Origin of the sequence: Nostoc sp. FACHB-280 (assembly GCF_014697615.1) — a bacterium.
Classification (GTDB): domain Bacteria; phylum Cyanobacteriota; class Cyanobacteriia; order Cyanobacteriales; family Nostocaceae; genus Nostoc_B.
In genome coordinates this window covers 219,827-242,716 of sequence record NZ_JACJSD010000006.1, presented here as the reverse complement: position 1 = coordinate 242,716, position 22,890 = coordinate 219,827, and the positions used below count along the sequence as shown (strand labels likewise).

The following is a 22,890-nucleotide window of genomic DNA, read 5'->3' as shown; positions in this document are numbered from 1 at the left end:
TGTTTATATTGCCAATTGCTTGTATAACTCTTTCCCTACTTGGGCTTTTGCCACCAATTACTGCTAATTCTATTGAATTATACTGATTTTATTCATGCTATTCTAGCATAGCTACTCTGGGAGAGCCTTACATATTAGTAGTAAATACTAATTTATGCAATCTGGAGACTTATAAACATTAATGCAAGAATGACTATTTTTCAAGAGATTGCCAGAGACTTGTTCCATAAAATGTCCACCTACGTAATGGCCGCCCTTTCCGTGGCTATTAGTGCCTCCTACTCTATGGCTACCTGTTCGATTTGCTGCGTATGAGGGTGTTACAAAAATACAAAAAGCAAACAAAAAAGCGATGGAAATGACAAAAATATTTTTGAGATGTTGGCTCATGATTAGTCAGTTAATTAATGTACCAATACTTATTTGTATAACTTTGAACTTTTTAATAGCATTGGGATATATACGGAAAATTAATCAATGTAGCTATGATTGCTATGCTCTGTATATTTAACTAGAAATTTATGATAGTAGAGAACAAAGTCAAAAACACTGGATAACATAAATTTATATAGCAAATTCAACTATGTTTATAAACAATCTCCATCTTTAACTTCTCAATCTCCAGTCTCAATCTTTCATTTTCCATCCTCAACATAGCATTCTCCTCTCTAATTAACTCAATCTCATTCCTTTTAGTTAAAGCCTGATTAATTGCCAACTTCCGCATATCTAGCGAAAACCAACGCTGATAGGTTTGCGTGTGAACCTGCATACTATGACCTAAATTATCTGCCGCAGCTTTGATTGGTATGCCTAAAATATGCGCTCGAATTGCCCAGGCGTGACGTAAATCGTAAGGCTTGAAATCTAAGCCAATTTTGCGGAACCACCAACTTACTCGTTGTGTTAAAGCAGTTATTTCTGCATGATTAGTTTTATCTTTTTTACTAATTGCCGTTGCCAGCATTTCTAAATATTTAGAGTTTCTTAAATCAAACTCATCAATCCATTCTTTATGTAATGGTAAGGCTTGTCTTTCGCCAGTTTTACAATCTTTATGCACTTTCCATGTCAAGTCTATATTATCTTTGCTTAACCACCAATCGATATCAGGGTTGATAAATATTTCTCTTGGACGTAAACCAAAAACTGCTAACATTCCATACGTCCATCGCCAAAGTTGCCAGCTATCTTTGACATCTTGGTTAACTTGATTACCTCTAGTATTTAAATATTCTTCAAATTTACTAATTCCTGATAGTATTTCTGCATCTGTGGGGATGTTGCGAGAATTGCAATCGGGCATTTTGGCATATTTAGACAAATCAATTTCTATATTGAATGTCTGGCAAAATGAAGATATAGCTCTGGCTGCATTATATCTCGCCCATTCTTTATCGATTTGTTCAATTGAATTGATGAGATTTTCCGCAGTGGCTAAATCTTGAGGATTTGTGTATCGCTGAGTGCGGGAAAAATAATAGAAAAATGTATGTTCACTCTTAGTTGTGCGTTTATGAGTTTTAAAATACTCTTCCTCGAATTTTTCCAATAACTCGCATATAGTTTTGATATCTTTTTTAGTGGCTTCTTTACCTAAATATTTATCGTTCCATTCAAAGGTTTTACGGGCAATTAATTTGCCTAATTCATAAGCTTCTTCCTCAGCAGTCTTGAGTCCATCCAAGTTGGCGGGAATATTCAAACTAATATTGTATTGCTTTCTGCCAGTGCCGTTGGTGTCTTTGTCTGTGGGTTTAATTGGCAACGTCGCCCGTAATTGCAGACTTCCATTAGATTCCCGAATTGATACTTTTGTTTTTGCAGATTTCAAACGCAGATTTACTTTTTCTAGTTCTTGTAAGACTTTTGCTCTCATATGTTCTCTTTGCTGCTGTGCTTGCAGACTTGAGCCGATAAAACTGCCGTCGGTAGATGAAAGTGGCTCTAAATCTGCAAAGGCTTGCTGATATTTGTCTTGACCCTGATTTTCCATCGCTGTGGTATTAGCCTATATTTAGCCTAAAAATTATTGTGTTATCAGCGAACAATGTTTAAAACTAACACTGTTTAACGTAAACATTACGCTGTTAAAAGCTATTAAACCACAAAAAGGATTACTCCGGCCCTTATCACGGTTATGACGGATTTGCTATCTTCGCTCGTGATATGGATTTAGCACTCAACAGCCCAACTTGGGGCTTGATTGGCGCTCCTTGGAAGAAAGCTGCTACCAAAGCTAAGGCTGCTGCTTAATTCCCAAGAATATAACGGATAGCCTGGGGTTTTTAGCCCCAGGAACCGAGGGAAGAATGGTGAATGCTGAATGCTGGATGAAGATTTTTATTCATCATTCATGATTCATCACTCGTGACTCCCAAGGGGAGGAGCGAAGTCCCCAGGCTCTCCCAACACTTCAATTACTACACCAACCAGCAAGCGTAGAGAGACAGACAAATGCCACAGAATCCTGAAAGAATTGTAGACCACGTTGATCTATTCAAACAGCCAGAATACACCGAGCTATTTGAAAACAAGAGAAAGAACTTTGAAGGCGCACACTCTCCTGAAGAAGTTGAAAGAGTGTCTGAGTGGACAAAATCTTGGGACTACCGGGAAAAGAACTTCGCTCGTGAAGCTTTAACCGTTAACCCCGCTAAAGGTTGCCAACCCGTAGGCGCTATGTTCGCTGCTTTGGGTTTTGAAGGTACTTTACCCTTCGTTCAAGGTTCTCAAGGTTGTGTGGCTTACTTCCGTACACACCTCAGCCGTCACTATAAAGAGCCTTGCTCCGCAGTTTCTTCTTCTATGACAGAAGACGCAGCAGTATTCGGTGGCTTGAACAACATGATTGAAGGTATGCAAGTTTCATACCAACTGTACAAGCCTAAGATGATTGCTGTTTGCACCACCTGTATGGCGGAAGTAATTGGTGATGACTTAGGCGCGTTCATCACCAACTCTAAGCAAGCTGGTTCTATTCCTCAAGACTTCCCAGTACCTTTCGCTCACACCCCAAGTTTCGTAGGTTCCCACATCACTGGTTACGACAACATGATGAAGGGAATTCTGTTGAACCTGACAGAAGGTAAGAAAAAAGCTACCAGCAACGGCAAAATCAACATCATCCCTGGTTTTGATACCTATGTAGGTAACAACCGCGAAGTTAAGCGGATGTTGAATGCAATGGGTGTTGACTACACCATTCTGTCTGACAGCAGCGACTACTTCGATTCACCCAACACTGGTGAATTTGATATGTACCCAGGTGGTACAAAGTTGGAAGATGCTGCTGATTCTATCAACGCTAAAGCAACAGTAGCTCTCCAAGCTTACACCACTCCCAAGACCCGCGAATACATTAAAACCCAATGGAAGCAAGAAACACAAGTTCTGCGTCCCTTCGGTGTTAAAGGTACTGACGAGTTCTTGACTGCTATCTCTGAATTGACTGGTAAAGCGATTCCTGAAGAATTGGAAATCGATCGCGGTCGTTTAGTTGATGCTATCACAGACTCCTACGCTTGGATTCATGGTAAGAAGTTCGCTATCTACGGCGATCCTGATTTGATCATCTCCATCACCAGCTTCTTGTTAGAAATGGGTGCAGAGCCTGTACACATCCTCTGCAACAACGGTGACGAAGCTTTCAAGAAAGAAATGGAAGCTATTCTCGCTGCTAGTCCCTTCGGTAAAGAAGCTACTGTTTGGATTCAAAAAGACTTGTGGCACTTACGCTCTTTGTTGTTCACCGAGCCTGTAGACTTCTTCATCGGTAACTCCTACGGTAAGTACCTGTGGCGCGATACCAAAATCCCAATGGTACGGATTGGTTATCCTCTGTTTGATCGCCACCACTTACACCGCTATGCTACCCTCGGCTACCAAGGTGGTCTAAACATCCTCAACTGGGTTGTTAACACTCTGTTGGATGAAATGGATCGTAACACCAACATCACTGGTAAGACCGATATCTCCTTCGACTTGATTCGCTAGAAATTGCTACAAGCTTGTTTGTTAAAAACAGCTAAGTAAGTCAAAAGGTAAAAGGCAAAGAAATTTACTCTTTTGCCTTTTGACTTTTTACCTTTTACTTTTCAACCTACCTATCCCTTGACTCGTTTTCTCTATCATGGACAGCATCAATCACACCCACTCTCACGTTCATTTCCATCCACCTAACTATAAAAAGTCTCCTGTACTTAATCCTCTGCGTCGTTTTGTGGACGGAATTAATGTTAAAAATAATCGTTTCGCTCATCTCATCTGCCATGTAATTCCTTGCTGTTGTCCTTTTGAGCGAAATATTAGTTTATTTGGTCGGAGTTTCCATATTCCGGCTTTATGTAAGCTGAATCCTCTCTATGATGAGTTTGTTGGCTTACGTTTTCGGGCTTTGTCTTACCTCGCTGATGAATGTGGTGAGGATGTGACAAGGTATATTTGTTAATTTGCTTATTATCTGGAAGTTATCGCCATCCTTGTGAGTTGTGAACGGATTCTTTTTTAACTAACCGCCAAGTGCGCCAAGTACGCCAAGGGAGGAAAGAAAGAGTTTCACAATTAATTTAGGAGTATTGGAAGCGGCAAGAAGATTTTTTGTTATTGGTAGTCAAGCATACTTTAAAGTTTCTTGTAAAAGTCGATGTTATAGAAATGAATTACTGATGCACATGGGGAATTGTGTGTCGGGTATAGTGAAGATTTTTGCAGGAAGTTTTTGTGACAGTAATCAGTTAACAGTAATCGGTAGACATTTTGCAGAAAGATTTTTTGTCTCACGCAAAGGCGCAAAGGCGCAAAGGCGCAAAGAAGTCTAGTGAATTTATAGGTGATTATTGTTAACTGTTTTTTCTCAAAACTCAGAACGAACCGCAAAGGACGCTAAGGACACGAAGGAATAAGAAAGAGCTTCAGAGAGTTCTTAGTTAAGTCCTAGAAAAAATTTTTATCGAACCACAGAGGAGCCAGTCGCGTGGGCGGGTTTCCCGACTTGAGCGAACTGGCGTAGCGCGGAGAACACAGAGGAAGAGAGATGAACACCCAAAAGAAGGTTAATGAACTGCTGAATGAGACGGGTTGCGAACATAATCAGCAGAAGAAGGGCGAAAAGAAGAATAAGTCTTGTACGCAACAAGCGCAACCTGGGGCGGCTCAAGGTGGTTGTGCTTTTGATGGGGCGATGATTGCTCTGGTTCCAATTACTGATGCAGCGCATTTGGTTCACGGCCCGATCGCCTGTGCTGGTAATTCTTGGGGTAGTCGTGGTAGTCTATCTTCTGGGCCTGTGCTTTATAAGACGGGTTTCACTACCGATATGACGGAAAATGATGTGATTTTCGGTGGTGAAAAGAAACTCTACAAGGCAATTTTAGAAATTCATCAGCGTTATAATCCAACGGCTGTATTTGTTTACGCTACTTGTGTGACGGCGTTGATTGGGGATGATATCAATGCTGTTTGTAAGGCGGCGGCGGAAAAAATTGGTACTCCGGTTGTTCCGGTGATTGCGCCGGGATTTATTGGGAGTAAGAATTTGGGGAACCGTTTTGGCGGTGAAGCTTTATTAGATTATGTTGTCGGGACAGCAGAACCGGAGTTCACAACCCCCTATGATATAAACTTGATTGGCGAATACAATATCGCCGGGGAAATGTGGGGAGTCCTGCCTTTATTTGAAAAATTAGGCATCCGCGTACTATCCAAAATCACGGGTGATGCTCGTTATGAAGAAATTCGTTACGCTCACCGTGCCAAGTTGAACGTGATGATTTGTTCGCGGGCTTTGCTCAATATGGCGAGAAAGATGGAGGAGCAATATGGGATTCCCTACATTGAAGAGTCTTTTTATGGCATTGATGATATAAATCGTTGCTTGCGGAATGTGGCGGCGAAGTTGGGCGATCCTGATTTACAAGCGCGCACAGAAAAGCTGATTGCTAATGAAACTGCGGCTTTGGATATCGCCTTAGCTCCCTATCGCGCCCGCCTCAAGGGTAAGCGTGTAGTTCTATATACTGGCGGTGTGAAAAGTTGGTCTATTATCTCTGCCGCTAAGGATTTGGGGATAGAAGTTGTGGCTACTAGCACCCGTAAGAGTACGGAGGAAGATAAGGCTAAAATCAAACGCTTGCTCGGTACAGAAGGGATGATGCTAGAAAAAGGCAATGCTCAGGAGTTGTTGCAATTGGTACGTGATACAAACGCTGATATGTTAATTGCGGGTGGTCGTAACCAATACACAGCCCTGAAAGCGCGGATTCCTTTCCTCGACATCAACCAAGAACGCCATCATCCTTATGCTGGGTATGTGGGTATGTTAGAGATGGCACGGGAGTTATACGAAGCCCTCTACAGCCCGATTTGGAGTCAAATCCGTAAACCTGCGCCTTGGGATGAAACAGCAGGGACTTTAAATAATTTTAGTTTGTCAGCAGAAGATATGTTCTCTGCTTCAATAGAAGAGGTATTTTAGATGGCGATCGTTACTGTTCCCGAAAAATCAGTTGCAGTTAATCCTCTCAAACAAAGCCAAGCTTTAGGTGCATCCCTCGCCTTTTTGGGATTAAAGGGAATGATACCTCTGTTTCACGGTTCTCAAGGGTGTACCGCCTTTGCCAAGGTTGTGCTTGTACGGCATTTTCGGGAAGCAATTCCCCTAGCCACTACAGCCATGACGGAAGTTACTACGATTTTGGGTGGCGAAGAGAATGTGGAACAGGCACTTCTGACGTTGGTTGAGAAGGCCAAGCCAGAAATTATCGGTTTGTGTACGACTGGATTAACCGAAACCAGAGGCGATGATATTGAACGCTTCTTGAAGGATATCCGCGATCGCCATCGTGAATTAGACCACATCCCCGTTATCTTTGCACCAACACCAGATTTTAAAGGTGCATTACAAGATGGTTTTGCTACTGCTGTAGAAAGCATTGTTAAGGAAATTCCCCAAGCAGGCGGAATTAGAAGCGAACAAGTCACAATTTTGGCTGGTTCTGCTTTTACTCCCGGCGATTTACAAGAAATCAAAGAAATTGTCACAGCTTTTGGATTAGACCCTATCTTTGTACCTGACCTTGGCGCATCGTTGGATGGTCACTTAGAAGATAACTATAGTGCGGTGACAGGTAGCGGTACAAGTGTCAAACAACTGCGACAAGTAGGTAGTTCTGCTTTCACCATCGCTTTGGGTGAAAGTATGCGGGGTGCTGCCAAAATTCTCGATGAACGGTTCAACATTCCCTATGAAGTGTTTGGGGAACTGACTGGACTGGAAGCCGTGGATGAATTTTTGCAAGCATTATCGATTTTGAGCAGCAACCCAGTACCCGAAAAATACCGTCGCCAACGTCGCCAGTTGCAAGATGCAATGCTCGATACGCACTTTTATTTTGGTGCAAAAAGAGTATCTCTAGCATTAGAGCCTGATTTGTTGTGGGCAACAGTGCGCTTCTTGCAATCGATGGGAAGCCAAATTCACGCCGCAGTTACTACAACGCGATCGCCTCTACTCGAAAAACTCCCCATCAAGAGTGTCACAATCGGCGACTTAGAAGACTTTGAAGAACTAGCAGTAGGCTCTGACCTAGTGATTGGTAATTCTAACCTAGGAGCGATCTCAAAACGTCTGTCGATTCCTCTTTATCGTTTAGGCTTGCCCATCTACGACCGTTTAGGTAATGGTCTATTCACAAAAGTTGGCTATCGCGGCACGATGGAGCTTTTGTTTGGTATCGGCAACCTCTTTTTAGAAGCTGAAGAAGAGCGCGTTAAACACTTTTTCAATGATATTTAGGGGCTAGGGACTAGAGGTTAGGGGCTAGAGATTGGGGAATGTTTTAAACTCTATGATCCCCCCAACCCCCCTTCAAAAGGGGGGCTAAGAAACTCTAGAAGTCCCCCTTTTTAAGGGGGATTTAGGGGGATCTAAAAAATAGTTTGAAACAAGCCCTAGTAACTGAGAATAGTCAATCATTTTTCTCATCACTAATACTCAAACCTTAACACTTAATACCTAATACCCAATCCCCACAAAGTAGGAGAACAGAATGAAAATTGCCTTTACAACCAGTGACCACATTCATGTCAATGCTCACTTTGGCTGGGCGAGAGAAATTGATGTCTACGAAATTGATGGCGAAGGATATCAATTTTTAGAAACTCTCAACTTTGAGGGTGAGCTAAAAGAAGATGGTAACGAAGATAAAATTACACCCAAACTTGATGCACTGGTTGACTGTGCAATTGTTTATGTAACAGCAATTGGTGGAACTGCGGCTGCTAAGTTAATCAAAAAAGGTGTCACCCCAGTTAAAGCCCGCAGCGAAGAAGAAAAAATTGAAGAGTTGCTTACTAAACTAGTCCAAACTCTCAAAGGTAATCCTCCACCTTGGTTGCGGAAAGCTCTCCAGCCAAAAACCAAAACCTTTACAGATGATATTGAGAACGAAGCAACTGTATGACCGCAGATAATACTGTTAACGGAACTACTAGTCTCGCAGCCTTAAACTCTCCCTTCATTAAGGCTTTAATCCTCCAAATTCGGGGTCAAGATAGTTATGGATTCTACCGTAATTGGTCAGATGAACTAATCCTCAAGGCATTCGTCGTTCCCAAAAAAAAGAAACGCGAAATTCCTATCGAAGGCGAAGTTGATGCCGCAACACAAGCTCGGATATTAGTATTTTTCCGAGCTATTGCTGCCAGAATTGAACAAGAAACTAATCTGATATCTCAGGTTGTAGTTAACATCAACCATGAAGGCTTCGGCTGGGCATTAGTATTTTCTGGACGACTTTTGCTAACAGTTAAAACCTTAAGAGATGCTCATCGCTTCGGTTTTGAATCTCTAGAAAAGTTAGCAGAAGAAGGGGAAGCTTTTGTCCAAAAAGGATTGGATTTAGTTAATCGCTTCCCAGAAGTCGGCAAGCTCTAACTTTCCGTCATTAGTTATTAGTCATTGGTCATTTGTAAATGATTTTATCCAATGACTAATAGACTAAGATTATCTTTGCGTCTTTGCGCCTTTGCGCGAAATAACAAAGGACAAATGACAAAGGACAAATGACCAATGACCATCGAGGAATTGAAAACCCAAATTAAACGCCTCAACAGCAAAGCAGGTCAAATGAAAATGGATCTGCACGATTTAGCAGAAGGTCTACCAACCGATTACAAACAACTTATGGATGTTGCGGCGGCAACTTATGAAATATATCGGCAACTTGATGAGTTGAAACAGCAGCTAACAGCTTTGGAGGGTAAATGAGTAAAACTATTGATGAATTCAAAAAAATAAGTGATGCCGAAGCATATTTTCAGTTTTTTGAGTTAGATTATGACCAAAAAATTGTCAATATAAATCGTCTCCATATATTGAAGAAATTCTCCCAATATATCCAAGAAATTGATGAAAACTCTGCTGATTTAAGTGCAGAAGAAAAACTCAATCAATATTGCTTGGCTTTGCAAAAAGCATATCAAGTATTTCTTGAATCAACACCCCAAGAACAAAAGGTGTTCAAAGTCTTTAAAGACAAGCCCAAAAATGTAATTACGCTGACAGAACTCTCTTCTGATTAGGAGGTAAATAGTGATCAACCTAACTCCTACCGAGTTAGAACGTTATAGTCGCCAAATGATGCTTCCGAATTTTGGCGAAGCGGCTCAGAAGCGCCTGAAGTCAGCGACAGTATTGGTTACAGGTGTGGGGGGATTAGGTGGTACAGCCGCGCTTTACTTAGCAGTAGCAGGCGTTGGCAAACTAATTCTCGTCCGGGGTGGTGATTTACGCCTTGATGATATGAATCGTCAGATTCTGATGACTGATGATTGGGTTGGTAAGCCAAGGGTATTTAAGGCTAAAGAAACCTTGCAAGCCATCAATCCTGATATCGAAATCGTAGCGGTTCATGATTATATTACGCCAGAGAATGTAGATTCTTTGGTGCAATCCGCAGATATGGCGTTAGACTGCGCCCATAATTTTACAGAACGCGATTTGTTGAATGCAGCTTGTGTGCGCTGGCGCAAACCAATGGTAGAAGCTGCAATGGACGGAATGGAGGCTTACCTGACAACAATTATTCCAGGTGTCACGCCTTGTTTATCTTGCCTGTTTCCCGAAAAGCCTGATTGGGATCGGCGTGGTTTCTCGGTGCTAGGTGCGGTTTCTGGGACATTGGCTTGTTTGACAGCACTAGAAGCAGTCAAGCTGATTACTGGGTTTAGTCAGCCTTTATTGTCACAATTGCTGACAATAGACTTCAACCGGATGGAATTTGCCAAGCGTCGTTCATACCGCGATCGCTCTTGTAAAGTATGCGGTAATAATGCACCTTGGAGATACTCGCAATCTCCATCAATGGAAACCACCAGTAATTTTACAACTTAATAAGTATTTTGTCCTTGGTTATTCGTCCTTTGTCTTTTGTCCTTTGTATTTACAAACGACTAATGACTAATGACTAATGACAAAGGACAATTATCACAAAAAACCCAAATTCTAGATTAGAACAATCAATCGCTACAGATTAGGAGATTGAATGACTGTTACTTTAACAGAAAAAGCAGAATTTCGTTTGCGGGCTTTCCTGCGAGGTTCCGGTTCCGATGAGAATAGCACTAAAGGTATCCGAATCTCTGTCAAAGATGGTGGTTGCAGTGGCTATGAATATGGTATGGATGTCACCAGCCAACCCCAACCAGATGATTTAGTAATCCAACAAGGTAGTGTGTTGGTTTACGTCGATGCTAAAAGTGCGCCTTTATTAGAAGGAATCGTGATTGATTTTGTCGAAGGGGTGGTAGAAAGCGGTTTCAAATTTACCAACCCTAATGCAACTAGTACCTGCGGTTGCGGCAAATCTTTCAAAACAGGAGACTGTACGCCAGATGGTGTTCCTTGTAGCTAAAAGAGTCTTCTTTTAGTGTTAAGTCAAACCATATAGGCTTTTCGTAAACGTACTCCGCACTAAATGTCAGAGACACTCGCAATCACTCATCAAATGCAGTGTCTTCCTATTCATATTTTCTCGAAGAGGAGCCTGACACACTTCGAGAACCAACCGAACCGTAATGAGGAGAATCGGAAAATGGCTACCTATCAAGTAAGATTAATCAACAAAAAAGAAGACATCGATACCACAATTGAGGTAGATGAAGACACTACAATTTTAGACGCAGCCGAAGAAGCTGGTATTGAGTTACCTTTCTCTTGCCATGCAGGTTCTTGCTCTAGCTGTGTAGGTAAAGTTACAGAAGGTGAAATTGATCAATCTGATCAAAACTTCTTAGATGATGAGCAAGTATCTAAAGGATTTGCTCTATTGTGCGTTACCTATCCTCGTTCTAACTGCACAATCAAGACCCACCAAGAACCTTACCTCGTATAATTGATGTCTTAGACTATGTACAGAAGTTGCAGCTATACAGTCAAAATCTCTCTACACAGATTCAGATTGTATAGCTGCAATTTTTCATTGCTACAGCTATTTTTAGCAATCCAAAAAGTATGAAATGTAAATAAAATTATCTTTCATACTTCATACTTCACACTTCATACTTTTAATGTTTAAGCCTTTTAGTTTAAGCGGCTGTTCTTTAGAACTACTCCAACCAGGAGAGCAAGGTATTATAGCTTTTTATCGAACTCAAGATCAGAAAATCCTAGACCAGATTCATTTAGTAGGCATAAAACTTGGAACTTGTATTACTGTAGAACAGCAACTACCTTTATTACAAATTAAAGTCGCTGGAGAATCTATCAGCTTAAGCCAAGAAGTTGCTCAAACTATTTACGTGCGGATAGTTGATAAATAAATTCAAGCTAAAATCTACTGCCAATTATATGAAAATTTGTAAGATATAAATTCTGTAGAGACGTTATATACAACGTCTCTACAAAAATCAAAAAATTCCAGTTAATGAATTAGTTATTTATCAATCAATAGCGACAATAACATCGGACGCTTTAATAACAGCATAAGCTTGCTTACCTTCTACCAATCCTAGGTTATCGGCTGAGGTTTTGGTAATAATAGAGACTAACTCTATTCCAGGAGCTAATTCTAAAGTTACTTCAGTATTAACTGAACCAGTTACAACCTTCTTAACGGTGGTTTTTAACGCATTACGCGCACTAATTTCCATGTTTTTATTTCCTTTTAAATCATGATTGTTTGAAACAATACCAACTTTTTGGAATATTAAGGTTATTTTTTAGATTTTCTTTATAAGATTACTATATATAGTTTATACAAAATCTCTAAAGCTAATAGCCTGCTACTAAAAATACTCCGCTAGAGGGAGAATTTGAGTTGAAATAAGTAGCACAATATATCACTACTTAAGAATATTTTTAGTTAAAATATTGATACATGAACTCCGTCTACAAAACTTAATTTCAAAAAATAATTGTTACCTAGTAAACAAATCAATATCTATAAATTTTGATATTAAACAAATATCCTGAATAAACATACTATTAAAAAAATAAATGTAGTTTGTGCTGCTTTTTGATATTTTTTTGTGATATTTAACCAATATCTTTATGAGAATACACACTTGTTTATGGAACAAGCTTATCAGAGTGATAATATATAAGTAAGCTAAATTGTTGCTAGTGAACCAAACTTAAGCAGCAAATGATTACAGGGTTATCAAAGACATTTCTACCGAAATCCTGGTACATCTGAAAGTTAGACAGCCGATGCGATCGCTTCAGCAATAGAGTAGGGAAAATGTGTAAATCTTATACTGATAATCGATGATTCTACTAAGTAGAATTTAGGGCTAATACTGCGTAAAACCTGTGTCTAATTTTCATCATGCTTAGACGAAGCAAACACAGTTTGGGAATAAGTGCAGCAGTTTAGAAACAATTCCCTTACTTGCAATAAATAAGGAGCAGGAATTATGCGAGCCAAACATATTATGACTCAAGATGTAGCTACCATTCGCGGCTCCGCTACAGTAGCAGCAGCAGTGAAATTATTAAGGCTCAAACAACTGCAAGAATTGATTGTTGAACCTCGTCATAGTGGTGATGCTTACGGCATTGTGACTGAGAGTGATATTGCAGGCAAAGTGGTTGCTTATGGAAAAGATCCTCAAAGAACTTATGTTTACGAAATAATGAGCAAACCCTGTGTCACTGTAGATCCTGACCTTGATTTAGAATATGTTGCAAGGTTATTGATTAATACAGGGATGCGGAGTGCGCCTGTCATCCGTGGTGAATTACTTGGGATGATTACTATCAGCGATATTATCCACAAAGGCGACTTTGTTGATAAACCAAAACTCCTATTCTTGCAAAAAGAGATATATAAAGCTGTCTCCAACGCACGGGCAATTTCTGCGAATTACGGCCCAGACTCTAAACGCACAATTGAAGCTTGGGATTTCGTAGATGAACTCGAAGCTGAAGCTGGTTTTTATGGTGCAACCAAGCAAGATAAATCTTCTAGAGAACTATTCTCTGAAGAACCCAAACCAATGGTCGCAGGTGAACAACCTAACCAAACAATGAATGCTGTCTAATGAAGATGTCTGAGAAGTTCTGTTGATCCCCCCTAGCCCCCCTTAAAAAGGGGGGGAACCGGAATTAAAGTCCCCCTTTTTAAGGGGGATTTAGGGGGATCTACAAATCTTGGATACAAAACTAATTCTCAGACAACTCTAAGTATAAATTGACAGTATTTTCCAAAAGTTTTTGTGAATGGTGGGCATTGTCCACCATTCCCTTTTATTAGTGAATTAAAGCAGTTTATGAAACAACAAAACCAGCAAAGTTTGAGTAAAACAACTTGTGAATGGTTGATAGGTAATAATTACAATCCTGAAGATTTAAATCAGCGTGGTGAAAATGGTGATACAGCTTTAATGAAAGCTACTAGACAAGGTATTTATTCAGTAGTTCAAGAATTGATTAATGCAGGTGCGGATATTAATGCCAGAAATAACGATAGTAATAATGCCTTATGGTTTGCTTGCTTTGGCAATTATTATGAATTAATTCATTTGCTGCTAGAAATGAAAATTAATATCGATAACCAAAACGATAACGGTGCAACAGTGTTAATGTATGCAGCTTCAGCAGGTAAAACAGAAGTAGTGAAGTTACTTTTACAACATCATCCTAATTTAAATTTAAAAAACTTAGACGATTACAAAGCTATAGATTTTGCCAGCACTATCGAAGTTTTAAGGATGCTGAAAGATGCTACAAAATGAATTATCTAGCAAAAATTTTCATCAAAGGACTAAACATTCTTACCTATCAGTGCAGCTTGACCCTAATTATGTAGACCCAACAACGCAACCATCCGCTTTCAAGCAATATCCAAAATTTTATCGCAGGCTGCAATTAAATCTCAATCATCCTATTCATTCTTTCATTTACTTAACAAGTGCAATCACCTTAGAAAAGACTTATAAGGATGTAGCTTATCAACTACGTGTTAATCCTTCTGCGGGTGGGTTATATCCTACCGAGATTTATGTACAAATTCGTGGCATCCCGGAAATAGTTGATGGCATCTACCATCTAGAAGTTGAGAATAATTGTCTAACACTCATCTATGAATTAATAGATGATGGCTTGGAAAGTTATATTATACCGGACAAATGTATCAAGGGAGTCATTTTTTTAATTAGTTGCGTTTATTATAGGTCTAGTTGGAAATATAAAAACAGAAGTCTGAGATATTGCTTTTTAGATAGCGGACACCATTTAGGTACAATTGCCGCATCGGCGGATCTCTATGACAAAAATATCCAGCTAATGTTTGACTTTGATAAGTTAGCTCTTAATTCTGACTTAGGTTTTGAGAATAAAGAGTTTGTGACTGCTAGTGTTCTATGTGGGGAAGTAGAAGAAAAGCATGTGAGACGCTTAAGGCTGAAAATTCCTTTTGTGAGTGGTACAGATTATTTTGAAGCGCATCAATTTATTGAAGATGGCTATCAGGTAACAGCTTTACAAAAGAGTCCAAAACAACAGCTAGAGCATCCCAAATTTAAGTTTGACAAGGACAAATTTTATCAAACTGTTTGGCATAGACGTTCAAATAGACGTTTCCGGAAACAGTTGATTTCTCAAGAAGATTATTTCAGGATATTGCAACAACTAAAGCAACCAATTCCGACAGAAAGTTGTGAGGCAATCAAAGTTTATTCAGTCGTGCATCGAGTAGAGGGGATATCCCCTGGGTTATATCAAAACAATCATCTGATTAAAAGTGGCGATTTTAGCGAACATACTGGTTATTTGTGCATTAATCAGGCTATTGCGCGTGATTGTGCAGTAACTTTGTTTTTTGTGTCTGACTATACAAGTTATCAAACCGCTATGCAGTTAGCAGGTTTTTTAGGACACAGAGTGTACCTGAGTAGTAATTACTTGGGGATACAATGTAGCGGAATTGGCGCGTTTTATGACGATGAAACCCAGAGTTTCTTAGAAACAAAAATGGATATTCTCTACGCAATGGCTATTGGCAATTAAGTAGTTTTGTAAGTAGAGATGGCTAGGTATATGTTCTGTTACAACGATGATTACGATTACCGTCCAATGCAACCGTCATCGGCAGATATTATTTTACGACAACAACTAGAGCATTCTATTAGTAAATACTTTTATGAAGCGTGCGATCGCACAATTCAAAATCTTCTTTCTCATTGTCGCTGGTATGTCACCAGTGACGCTAGTGCGATGACCTTAGTAATTGAATGTCCCGACCCTGTTACCAACTGGCGAGTTCTACAACAAATCGTCGCAATGGGGTCATTACTCCAGTCAATTGTCACCAGTGCTAAAATCCGCGTTTGTCCTCCCGAAAGCCAAGGTATCCCCTTTGAAATGCGGGTAGATGAAATTGCTGTTTACCGTGATATGGCTGGCTAGAAAAAGCGTGTATGAAGAGAGTAGGAAAGACTATTGATTATTTATCATTGACCAATTACAAATAATTGTAACTACCTCTTCAAAAACTAAGTTAGCCGAACTTTTCACCACAGGACTTAACTCTAGTCCAAGGCTAAGATTTGCCGCCTCAATTAAATAAACTGTCACATCTTCAGGAAATTCATCCTGAAATATTTTCCTTCCGGCGGCTAGTGCATTATCCCAACGAAAATCATGCAAGTTATAACTAGGTTCCGGTAAAGCTTCTAATTCTTTACCTGGAACCTTAAATATTGCACCCGCTTCAGAATGGGTTGAACTAGCATCAATAATTACTAATTTTTTACTACCTCTAGCTTGAAACATTACCTCCATCCCTGCGGTTCCACAGTCATACACGCGCACATAAGGGTGAGGGTTTTCGGCTAGATATTGTTGTAAGCGTTGGGCGATAAGTACACCTACAGCATCATCACTGCGATTGAGATTTCCGCAACCAATAATAGTTAGCATAAATTACTAATGGTGACACTATACTTAATTTTTAATGGTGTAGCTTTCATAAAAAAGCAGTTTATGTCACAAGAACATTTATTTACCTGTCCAAATTGAATAAAAACTGCTCAACTACCACTCGAAACAAAGCTTAACAATATCCCCAAAACCTTATCGACTGGAGGAATGTTATACTCTGTTAGACCAATTGTGACGGTTTGTGATTCTAGTTTGAGAAACTTCCAGCGATCGCCTGACGTAATTGCACCGTAAATTATACGTATCGAACCATTATTCATTTCGTTAAACTTCTGGGCGGCAACCATTTCAGCGATACACTGTTTTGTTGTATTCTTATGTTACAACTTAAGGGCTTTGCCTCATAATACAGACAAAGCCTTAGAATAATTCACAAATAACCACAATTTAGAACGTTACATTATATTTATCAGCCAGTTCAGATAGCTTTTCATACTGCTGAATTGCGGCTTCCGTTATTAACTGTTTCGCTTCTTCTGGCGTTGTGCCATTTGCAGGAATCAAATATTTCACATAAAGGGCGATAAAATCAGCCATAATTGCTGAACCTATCAAACCATGACTATCAGCTTCTTGACCAGCCATTGTTGCTACTAAACCCGTTTTAATTGGGTCTGGTTTCTCTTTCATGAACTGATCAATTAGTTGCCAAATATACTCGTTTGGTATGAGATTTTCTAACTTGGTTTTGTTAGGAGTAAATTCTATACCTGCGGCTTTCGACTGCTCTAAAACACACCATTCTGTAAATTCTTGCAGTGCTGCTTCGGGAAGTTTGGGAAGATATTTGTGTAGTTCTAAATCAGACACAAGTTTACCTTATAAATTTCAGGTTTGTTGAAGTGTAATAAGGCAAGACTAACCCACTATTTCTCTTGGTTTTAGTGTGTTATGCTACGACTGTAGAATAATATAGTCGACTAATAAACTTAGGTATGCTAAACACAGCCTATTTAAGCTGAGAAACATCTAAAATCCAAAATCAGCCCTAAGCAAATGTATTTTATTGTCATTTGTCATTTGTATTCCAAAGAGCAATACGGTTCAGTTAAGCATTTCTATCTTCCCACTGCATTTCGCCAGTGAGAGATTTTGCTAACCCGCCCAACGTACAGGCTTCTCTTTGCTTCGTTACAGCGTTTTGCAGTAAAAGCAGATCAGAAATAAAGAAATAAACGCTATAATTTGTACCTCACTAGGATGAAAGCCGCTGTATAAAATTAAAGATTATCCCCTAAGTGATTGATTTAAAGAGGACAAATGACAGCATCAGCCTTATTGACTTCTGGTTTAATTTGCCTTAGCCTCTACACAAGTCTTATGGAGAAAGGCTTTCAATGATCTGTTCGATTGAGATAGACAATTGATAAATATATGTATTACAATAAGACTACAATCCACAATAAATATCTAGCAAATCTTTTATGCGCTTAAAAAGATGGGAATCTCCCCGCCGAGAAGGGAGAAACGATAAAGGTAAAGGTGGTTCAGCAAGAAAGCGACAACTTAAAAAACAAAGGCAAATGCTGAGACAACGCTTAAAGGAAAATAACCAATCAGACAACAAAGATAACAACAAAAAAGAGGGGAGAAAAAATCTCCCCTCTTTTTTTGGCGAATTCTTTTAATTGGAGATAATGAGATATTATGAACCCTGCACAAATCAATAACAATATATGTGGTTCTTAATTGAATACTTGTTACACTTAAATTGATTAGGGCGATAAGTCAGGGAAATTTGCCCACACTAATTTAATATTTTTACCGATTAATATACTAACTTAGTATTGGCTTGACCTTTGAGAATTTAGGTCAAGTTATATAGCAGAGGGCAGAGGAAAAGTCTTACTATTCCTGGCGTTCAAGGTTTCAAATTGTCTTAGCATACCTAATTACCACTATACCTTGTAAAAATAATCCTTGATTAAAAAAAATTATGATTTTATCCAGATACGTCTATTAATTCAAATATATATGCTTTGATTAACTACTCTTTTAGAGAGATGACAAGTAAAAATTTTTCCGAAAATAGATACACTTACCTAAGAGGAATTAAGTAGTAATGTAATGTTTGGATGAACTAATCCCTATAAAAACATAAAGTAAATATAAAGTTTGCAATCTTACTGTAATAAACTTTCGTTAAACAAGTAAGCTAATTTACGGTTATGATTGTTTTGAATAAGATTCAGCAAACAGTAAAATTGCTGAAAAACCTTGAAAAATCAATGTGTGTTCTTGAAAGAATGCTACAAGCTCAGAAAAAGTCAAGATTCATCTAATTGGCTTATTTAGACATAAAGGTTGCTCTAGGTAATCTGTTGTTATTTATCTTTGACATAAGGAGTGAGCTATGGTAGCAGAAGTGTTACTACCTACTCAAAAAGTGCTTGATTTCCCTATTACTGCCTTACGCTTTGAGGATCAGATACAAACAATTATAGAATGGGCGATCGCTCACCAAAGTAGAACTGTATATGTAGCGAATGTACACATGCTCATAGAAGCGCACTGGAATCCTGAGTTTGCCAAAATACTGAAAAATTCAGATATGGTGACACCTGATGGTATGCCTTTAGTGTGGATGATGCGCCGAATGGGATCTCCTTACCAAGATCGTGTAGCAGGTATGGATATTTTTGTGGAAACATGTCAATACGCCCAAAAACATAATCTAAGTGTTTTCTTTGTAGGTTCACAAACTGAAATTCTGGTGAGAATGCAAGCCAGATTAGAACAAGAATTTCCCCAACTAAAAATAGCTGGAATGGAACCCTTACCCTTCCGCCCACTAACAGAAACTGAAGATGAACTTTTAATCAATAAAATTAACTCCAGTGGGGCTGGTGTAGTTTGGGTATCTTTGGGATGTCCAAAACAAGAAAAATGGATAGCGCAACATAAAGGTAAAATTCGCGCAGTTATGATCGGAGTAGGTGGCGTTTTCCCTGTATATGCCGGGATTCACAAGCGTGCGCCACGTATCATGAGAGACTTAGGCTTAGAATGGCTATATCGTTGGCTTCAAGAACCGCGACGACTATGGCGGCGCTACACAACAACAATACCCGTATTCATCTGGCTGGCGGCTAAACAGCTATTGTCATCGAGTCGTATTGCTGGGGTTTTCCTAAAAACTACAGTGGAATAACCATATATTGAGTCAAGTTGAGTTTTCATGATTATTCAAAACTCATAAAAAACTTAAAACATCGTTGAATTACGCCGATCACATTTTGAATATCACTGCATACTTATCTTGATTCATAGTTGATTTCTCATCTTGAAAGACTGCTTGTTTTCAGTGTAAGTATTAATATAAAGTTGGCAGTAAGTTTTCACAGTTCTAAATCAAGTATTTATTAATTATCAATCAAGATGAGATGCTTGTCTGCTCAAAGAGACAGTAGCAGTAAAATATAATAGGTATTTTCAATCCTTTGCATAGGTAAAGCCTGTAATGGAACCACCAAAACAAACATCAAATTTACGACAAAAAGCAGTTAAAGGCGTACTTTGGTCTGCAATTGAAAGTTGGGGAAAACAGGCTGTTTCCTTTGGGGTGTTCTTCTTACTAGCCCGATTATTAGGGCCAGAAGCATTCGGATTAGTGGCTTTATCGGGGATATTTTTAAGCTTTCTGCAAATTTTTGTAGATCAAGGATTTTCCACAGCAATTGTTCAGCGTCAAGACTTAGAACCAGAGCATTTAGATACTGCTTTTTGGACTAATTTAGGAGTGAGTATATTACTTGCAACCTTGAGTATTGCTTGTTCTGGTTTAGTTGCCATATTCTTTAAGGAACCTAAAATTGTACCGATTATTTGCTGGCTATCTTTAAACTTTGTATTTAATGGTCTTAGTAGTGTACAACAAGCCATTCTACAACGTTCACTAGCTTTCAAAAGTTTAGCTATACGTTCTTTGATAGCTGTGGTAGTTGGTGGCATTGTCGGCATAATTTTAGCCTTTTTAGGTTTTGGTGTTTGGAGTTTAGTTGGTCAATATTTAGCGAATAGTGTGACTCAAGTCATCGCTTTATGGTGGGTTAGCGATTGGCGGCCTAAATTTAGATTTTCCCAAAAGCACTTCAAAGAATTATTTGCGTTTGGAATTAATGTAACAGGCATTAGTATCCTGAACTTTGTTAACCAAAACTCTGATAACTTGTTAATTGGCTATTTTCTTGATTCTGTCGCCCTTGGTTATTACTCAGTGGCTTATCGAATTTTTATGATAGTCACTCAGTTAATGGTTTCCGTGATTCAGAAAATAGCAATGCCTGTCTTTTCACGCTTGCAACAAGAACCGGAAAAGATGCGAAAAGCATTTTATAACGCAATTAGTTTTACTAGTCTTGTGGCTTTTCCAGTATTTATAGGTATTTCGATTTTATCGCCTGATTTAATATTGACTGTTTTTGGAGAAAAGTGGAAGACGAGTGTACCAGTCTTGCAGATACTAACTCTAGTTGGGCCATTATATGCGGGTTTTTATTACAATGGTACAGTCATTATGGCTATGGGCAAACCTAGTTGGAATTTAGCACTGTATTGTATTCAGGCAATTGGAAACTTTACTTGCTTTTGGATAGCAGTTCGTTGGGGAATAGTAGCAGTCGCAGCATCTTATGTTTTTCGTGCTTATATTATGTCTCCTATACCTATATTTGTATTGAAAAAATTAATTAACATTAAATTAACAACTTACTTGCAGCAATATTTCACTCCGTTAGTGGCAACTCTAGCAATGGTTGCTGGCATTTTAGGGATTAAAAGTTTGTTTAATTTCAGTATCAAAAATTTATTCAGTTTTCCAGCTATAGTTAATTCTTACGCTTTACTTTTCCTTTGTATAGTAGGTGGTTTTTTGATATATACAGGAACTATTACACTAATCGCACCACAACATCTACAACAGATAAGAAATATCCTTAGTTCATTATTTCCTAAAATGAGTTTTAAAAAATAAATGTTGGTTAATCAGCCGAGAGGAGTAGTTAATTAATGTTAAGCAGTACATCAAAAAATCAAGATATATCCAAACTATTTGAAACTGTAGTAGATGGTGGTTACTGTATAGGTTGTGGTGCTTGTGCTGCTGTAGTTGATTCTCCAATTAAGATGAAACTAGATGAGTATGGCAAGCTTTGTGCCACGCTGAATGAGCCAGTAGTTCAAACATCGAATCAGGGTTCATTGGGAAAAGTTTGTCCCTTTTCAAATGAAGGATTAAATGAAGATCAGCTTGCGGAGGAAATATTCGGTAAAGATTGTCAATATCACAAACAAATTGGCTACTATCTGACAACCTATGCAGGTTTTGTCAGCGAAAGCGATTTCCGTAAACGTGGTAGTTCAGGTGGTATGGGTAATTGGATTGTTACTCAACTTCTGAGTGAGGGATTAGTTGATGGAGTTATTCATGTTAAGCCTTGTACTCCTTCGCCAACAGATCCCAGATTATTTAAGTACCAAATATCTAAAACTATAGAAGAGGTGCGTAACGGAGCAAAATCACGATATTACCCAATTGAAATCTCGGAAGTTATACAAATGCTACGAGAGCAGCCTGGGCGTTATGTAATAGTTGGTATTCCATGTTTTATTAAAGCTATTCGGCTGCTGATGAAGCAAGATCCCATAATTGCTGAACGGATAAAATTTTGTGTGGGTTTAATTTGCGGGCATTTAAAAAGTATTCATTTTGCACAAATGTTTGCTTGGCAAGGTGGAATCAAACCAGGTAATCTTTTAGAGTTTGATTTCCGCTATAAATTGGCTGATAGAGGTGCTAATCAATATGGGATGAAAGCTGTTGGTTTAAAAGATGGTGAAGTGATTGAATATGTTAGTCCGGTGCGTGATTTATATGGTTGGGACTGGGGACATGGTTTTTTTAAATATAAAGCTTGTGAATATTGTGATGATGTAATTGCGGAAGCCGCAGATATAGTTGTTGGTGATGCTTGGCTACCTGAATATGTGAATGATAGTAAAGGTACAAATGTAGTTGTTGTTCGTAATGTATTAATTCAAAAATTAATTGAACAAGGAATAAATACAGGTAATCTACATCTTAATACCATCACAGCCGATGAAGTCGCAAAATCGCAAGCTTCGGGATTAAACCATCGCAGGGAAGGTTTAGCCTATCGTTTATATTTGGCGGACAAACGTGGTGAATGGCGGCCGAATAAGCGGGTTAAATCGCAAATCAGCCATTTAAGTAGACAACTGCAAAAACGACAAGAACTGAGGATGAAATTAGGCGAAGAGAGTCACATTGCTTTTCAAAAAGCTATAAAATCTGGACAGTTTTCTGTTTTTCCAAAAAATATGAATTTTTTGGTGCTGCAATATCAATTGACTTACCCATCTACTGTTTTATGGAAGCAATTTATTCAAAAGTGTAAAAAATTTATCAAAAGCCTATTAGTTAAGTAAAA

General features: G+C 38.8%; 25 protein-coding genes and 1 pseudogene. 21 read left to right on the top strand and 5 right to left on the bottom strand.

The annotated features are described in order from the left end of the window. Positions 1 to 577: 577 nt before the first annotated feature. Positions 578 to 1,996: a site-specific integrase gene (locus H6G75_RS06940; RefSeq protein WP_190979211.1), complete on the bottom strand. Its 1,419-nt coding sequence runs from the start codon at positions 1,994 to 1,996 to the stop codon at positions 578 to 580. A 110-nt stretch (positions 1,997 to 2,106) separates the two neighbouring features. Here H6G75_RS06940 and H6G75_RS32895 point away from each other — a divergent pair. The 13 genes and pseudogenes from H6G75_RS32895 to H6G75_RS06880 form a co-directional block, all read left to right on the top strand. After that, a pseudogene (locus H6G75_RS32895) lies at positions 2,107 to 2,256 on the top strand (nitrogenase molybdenum-iron protein subunit alpha); the annotation flags it as partial. A 201-nt stretch (positions 2,257 to 2,457) separates the two neighbouring features. Beyond that, on the top strand, positions 2,458 to 3,996 hold the full coding sequence (gene nifK, locus H6G75_RS06935; RefSeq protein ID WP_190979210.1) for a nitrogenase molybdenum-iron protein subunit beta: 1,539 nt from the start codon (positions 2,458 to 2,460) through the stop codon (positions 3,994 to 3,996). Between the two features lie 136 nt (positions 3,997 to 4,132). Then, positions 4,133 to 4,450, top strand: coding sequence for a Mo-dependent nitrogenase C-terminal domain-containing protein (locus H6G75_RS06930; RefSeq protein WP_190979209.1), 318 nt, complete (start codon positions 4,133 to 4,135; stop codon positions 4,448 to 4,450). Between the two features lie 585 nt (positions 4,451 to 5,035). Beyond that, on the top strand, positions 5,036 to 6,475 hold the full coding sequence (nifE, locus tag H6G75_RS06925) for a nitrogenase iron-molybdenum cofactor biosynthesis protein NifE (RefSeq protein ID WP_190979208.1): 1,440 nt from the start codon (positions 5,036 to 5,038) through the stop codon (positions 6,473 to 6,475). Beyond that, positions 6,476 to 7,795 (top strand): nitrogenase iron-molybdenum cofactor biosynthesis protein NifN, encoded by a 1,320-nt coding sequence (gene nifN, locus H6G75_RS06920; protein WP_190979207.1) that lies wholly within the window; start codon positions 6,476 to 6,478, stop codon positions 7,793 to 7,795. Between the two features lie 253 nt (positions 7,796 to 8,048). After that, positions 8,049 to 8,462: a nitrogen fixation protein NifX gene (nifX, locus tag H6G75_RS06915; RefSeq protein ID WP_190979206.1), complete on the top strand. Its 414-nt coding sequence runs from the start codon at positions 8,049 to 8,051 to the stop codon at positions 8,460 to 8,462. Continuing rightward, a complete protein-coding gene (locus tag H6G75_RS06910) occupies positions 8,459 to 8,935 on the top strand; it encodes a NifX-associated nitrogen fixation protein (RefSeq protein ID WP_190979205.1) in 477 nt (158 codons plus the stop codon). The genes nifX and H6G75_RS06910 overlap by 4 nt, the downstream gene beginning before the upstream one ends. Positions 8,936 to 9,070: 135 nt before the next feature. Beyond that, on the top strand, positions 9,071 to 9,268 hold the full coding sequence (locus H6G75_RS06905; protein WP_190589856.1) for a CCE_0567 family metalloprotein: 198 nt from the start codon (positions 9,071 to 9,073) through the stop codon (positions 9,266 to 9,268). Next, on the top strand, positions 9,265 to 9,582 hold the full coding sequence (gene nifW, locus H6G75_RS06900) for a nitrogenase-stabilizing/protective protein NifW (protein WP_190979204.1): 318 nt from the start codon (positions 9,265 to 9,267) through the stop codon (positions 9,580 to 9,582). The genes H6G75_RS06905 and nifW overlap by 4 nt, the downstream gene beginning before the upstream one ends. 10 nt (positions 9,583 to 9,592) lie before the next feature. Continuing rightward, positions 9,593 to 10,393, top strand: coding sequence for a ThiF family adenylyltransferase (locus tag H6G75_RS06895; RefSeq protein ID WP_190979203.1), 801 nt, complete (start codon positions 9,593 to 9,595; stop codon positions 10,391 to 10,393). A 151-nt stretch (positions 10,394 to 10,544) separates the two neighbouring features. Then, positions 10,545 to 10,913, top strand: coding sequence for an iron-sulfur cluster assembly accessory protein (locus H6G75_RS06890; RefSeq protein WP_190967894.1), 369 nt, complete (start codon positions 10,545 to 10,547; stop codon positions 10,911 to 10,913). 180 nt (positions 10,914 to 11,093) lie between these two features. Then, complete coding sequence (locus tag H6G75_RS06885; protein ID WP_062292521.1) at positions 11,094 to 11,393, top strand: 2Fe-2S iron-sulfur cluster-binding protein; 300 nt, start codon at positions 11,094 to 11,096, stop codon at positions 11,391 to 11,393. Between the two features lie 175 nt (positions 11,394 to 11,568). Then, entirely contained in the window at positions 11,569 to 11,820 is a 252-nt protein-coding gene (locus H6G75_RS06880; RefSeq protein WP_190979202.1) for a FeoA family protein, read from the top strand. Positions 11,821 to 11,940: 120 nt separating this feature from the next. Here the strand turns inward: H6G75_RS06880 and H6G75_RS06875 are convergent, their stop codons facing one another. Beyond that, positions 11,941 to 12,150: a molybdopterin-binding protein gene (locus H6G75_RS06875; protein ID WP_190669937.1), complete on the bottom strand. Its 210-nt coding sequence runs from the start codon at positions 12,148 to 12,150 to the stop codon at positions 11,941 to 11,943. A gap of 765 nt (positions 12,151 to 12,915) precedes the next feature. Here H6G75_RS06875 and H6G75_RS06870 point away from each other — a divergent pair. From H6G75_RS06870 to H6G75_RS06855, 4 genes are all read left to right on the top strand, one after another. After that, on the top strand, positions 12,916 to 13,542 hold the full coding sequence (locus H6G75_RS06870) for a CBS domain-containing protein (protein ID WP_190979201.1): 627 nt from the start codon (positions 12,916 to 12,918) through the stop codon (positions 13,540 to 13,542). A 228-nt stretch (positions 13,543 to 13,770) separates the two neighbouring features. Further along, a complete protein-coding gene (locus H6G75_RS06865) occupies positions 13,771 to 14,235 on the top strand; it encodes an ankyrin repeat domain-containing protein (RefSeq protein WP_190979200.1) in 465 nt (154 codons plus the stop codon). Continuing rightward, a complete protein-coding gene (locus H6G75_RS06860; protein ID WP_190979199.1) occupies positions 14,222 to 15,508 on the top strand; it encodes a nitroreductase family protein in 1,287 nt (428 codons plus the stop codon). The genes H6G75_RS06865 and H6G75_RS06860 overlap by 14 nt, the downstream gene beginning before the upstream one ends. Before the next feature lie 30 nt (positions 15,509 to 15,538). Continuing rightward, positions 15,539 to 15,907 (top strand): hypothetical protein, encoded by a 369-nt coding sequence (locus tag H6G75_RS06855; RefSeq protein WP_396020674.1) that lies wholly within the window; start codon positions 15,539 to 15,541, stop codon positions 15,905 to 15,907. 30 nt (positions 15,908 to 15,937) lie between these two features. On the opposite strand, the gene H6G75_RS06850 is transcribed toward H6G75_RS06855, so the two are convergent. The 3 genes from H6G75_RS06850 to H6G75_RS06840 form a co-directional block, all read right to left on the bottom strand. After that, positions 15,938 to 16,420 (bottom strand): hydrogenase maturation protease, encoded by a 483-nt coding sequence (locus tag H6G75_RS06850; RefSeq protein WP_190979198.1) that lies wholly within the window; start codon positions 16,418 to 16,420, stop codon positions 15,938 to 15,940. 110 nt (positions 16,421 to 16,530) lie between these two features. After that, entirely contained in the window at positions 16,531 to 16,728 is a 198-nt protein-coding gene (locus tag H6G75_RS06845; protein WP_190979197.1) for a hypothetical protein, read from the bottom strand. A gap of 100 nt (positions 16,729 to 16,828) precedes the next feature. Continuing rightward, complete coding sequence (locus H6G75_RS06840) at positions 16,829 to 17,251, bottom strand: hypothetical protein (protein ID WP_190967786.1); 423 nt, start codon at positions 17,249 to 17,251, stop codon at positions 16,829 to 16,831. A 614-nt stretch (positions 17,252 to 17,865) separates the two neighbouring features. Between H6G75_RS06840 and H6G75_RS06835 the strand changes: the two genes are divergently transcribed. From H6G75_RS06835 to H6G75_RS06820, 4 genes are all read left to right on the top strand, one after another. Beyond that, entirely contained in the window at positions 17,866 to 18,069 is a 204-nt protein-coding gene (locus H6G75_RS06835) for a hypothetical protein (protein ID WP_190979196.1), read from the top strand. A 725-nt stretch (positions 18,070 to 18,794) separates the two neighbouring features. Next, a complete protein-coding gene (locus H6G75_RS06830; RefSeq protein WP_190979195.1) occupies positions 18,795 to 19,592 on the top strand; it encodes a WecB/TagA/CpsF family glycosyltransferase in 798 nt (265 codons plus the stop codon). 309 nt (positions 19,593 to 19,901) lie between these two features. Beyond that, positions 19,902 to 21,413: a lipopolysaccharide biosynthesis protein gene (locus tag H6G75_RS06825; RefSeq protein WP_190979194.1), complete on the top strand. Its 1,512-nt coding sequence runs from the start codon at positions 19,902 to 19,904 to the stop codon at positions 21,411 to 21,413. 35 nt (positions 21,414 to 21,448) lie between these two features. Further along, the gene (locus H6G75_RS06820; RefSeq protein WP_190979193.1) at positions 21,449 to 22,888 is read left to right on the top strand and encodes a Coenzyme F420 hydrogenase/dehydrogenase, beta subunit C-terminal domain; all 1,440 of its coding nucleotides are present in this window, start codon (positions 21,449 to 21,451) and stop codon (positions 22,886 to 22,888) included. Positions 22,889 to 22,890 lie beyond the last annotated feature (2 nt).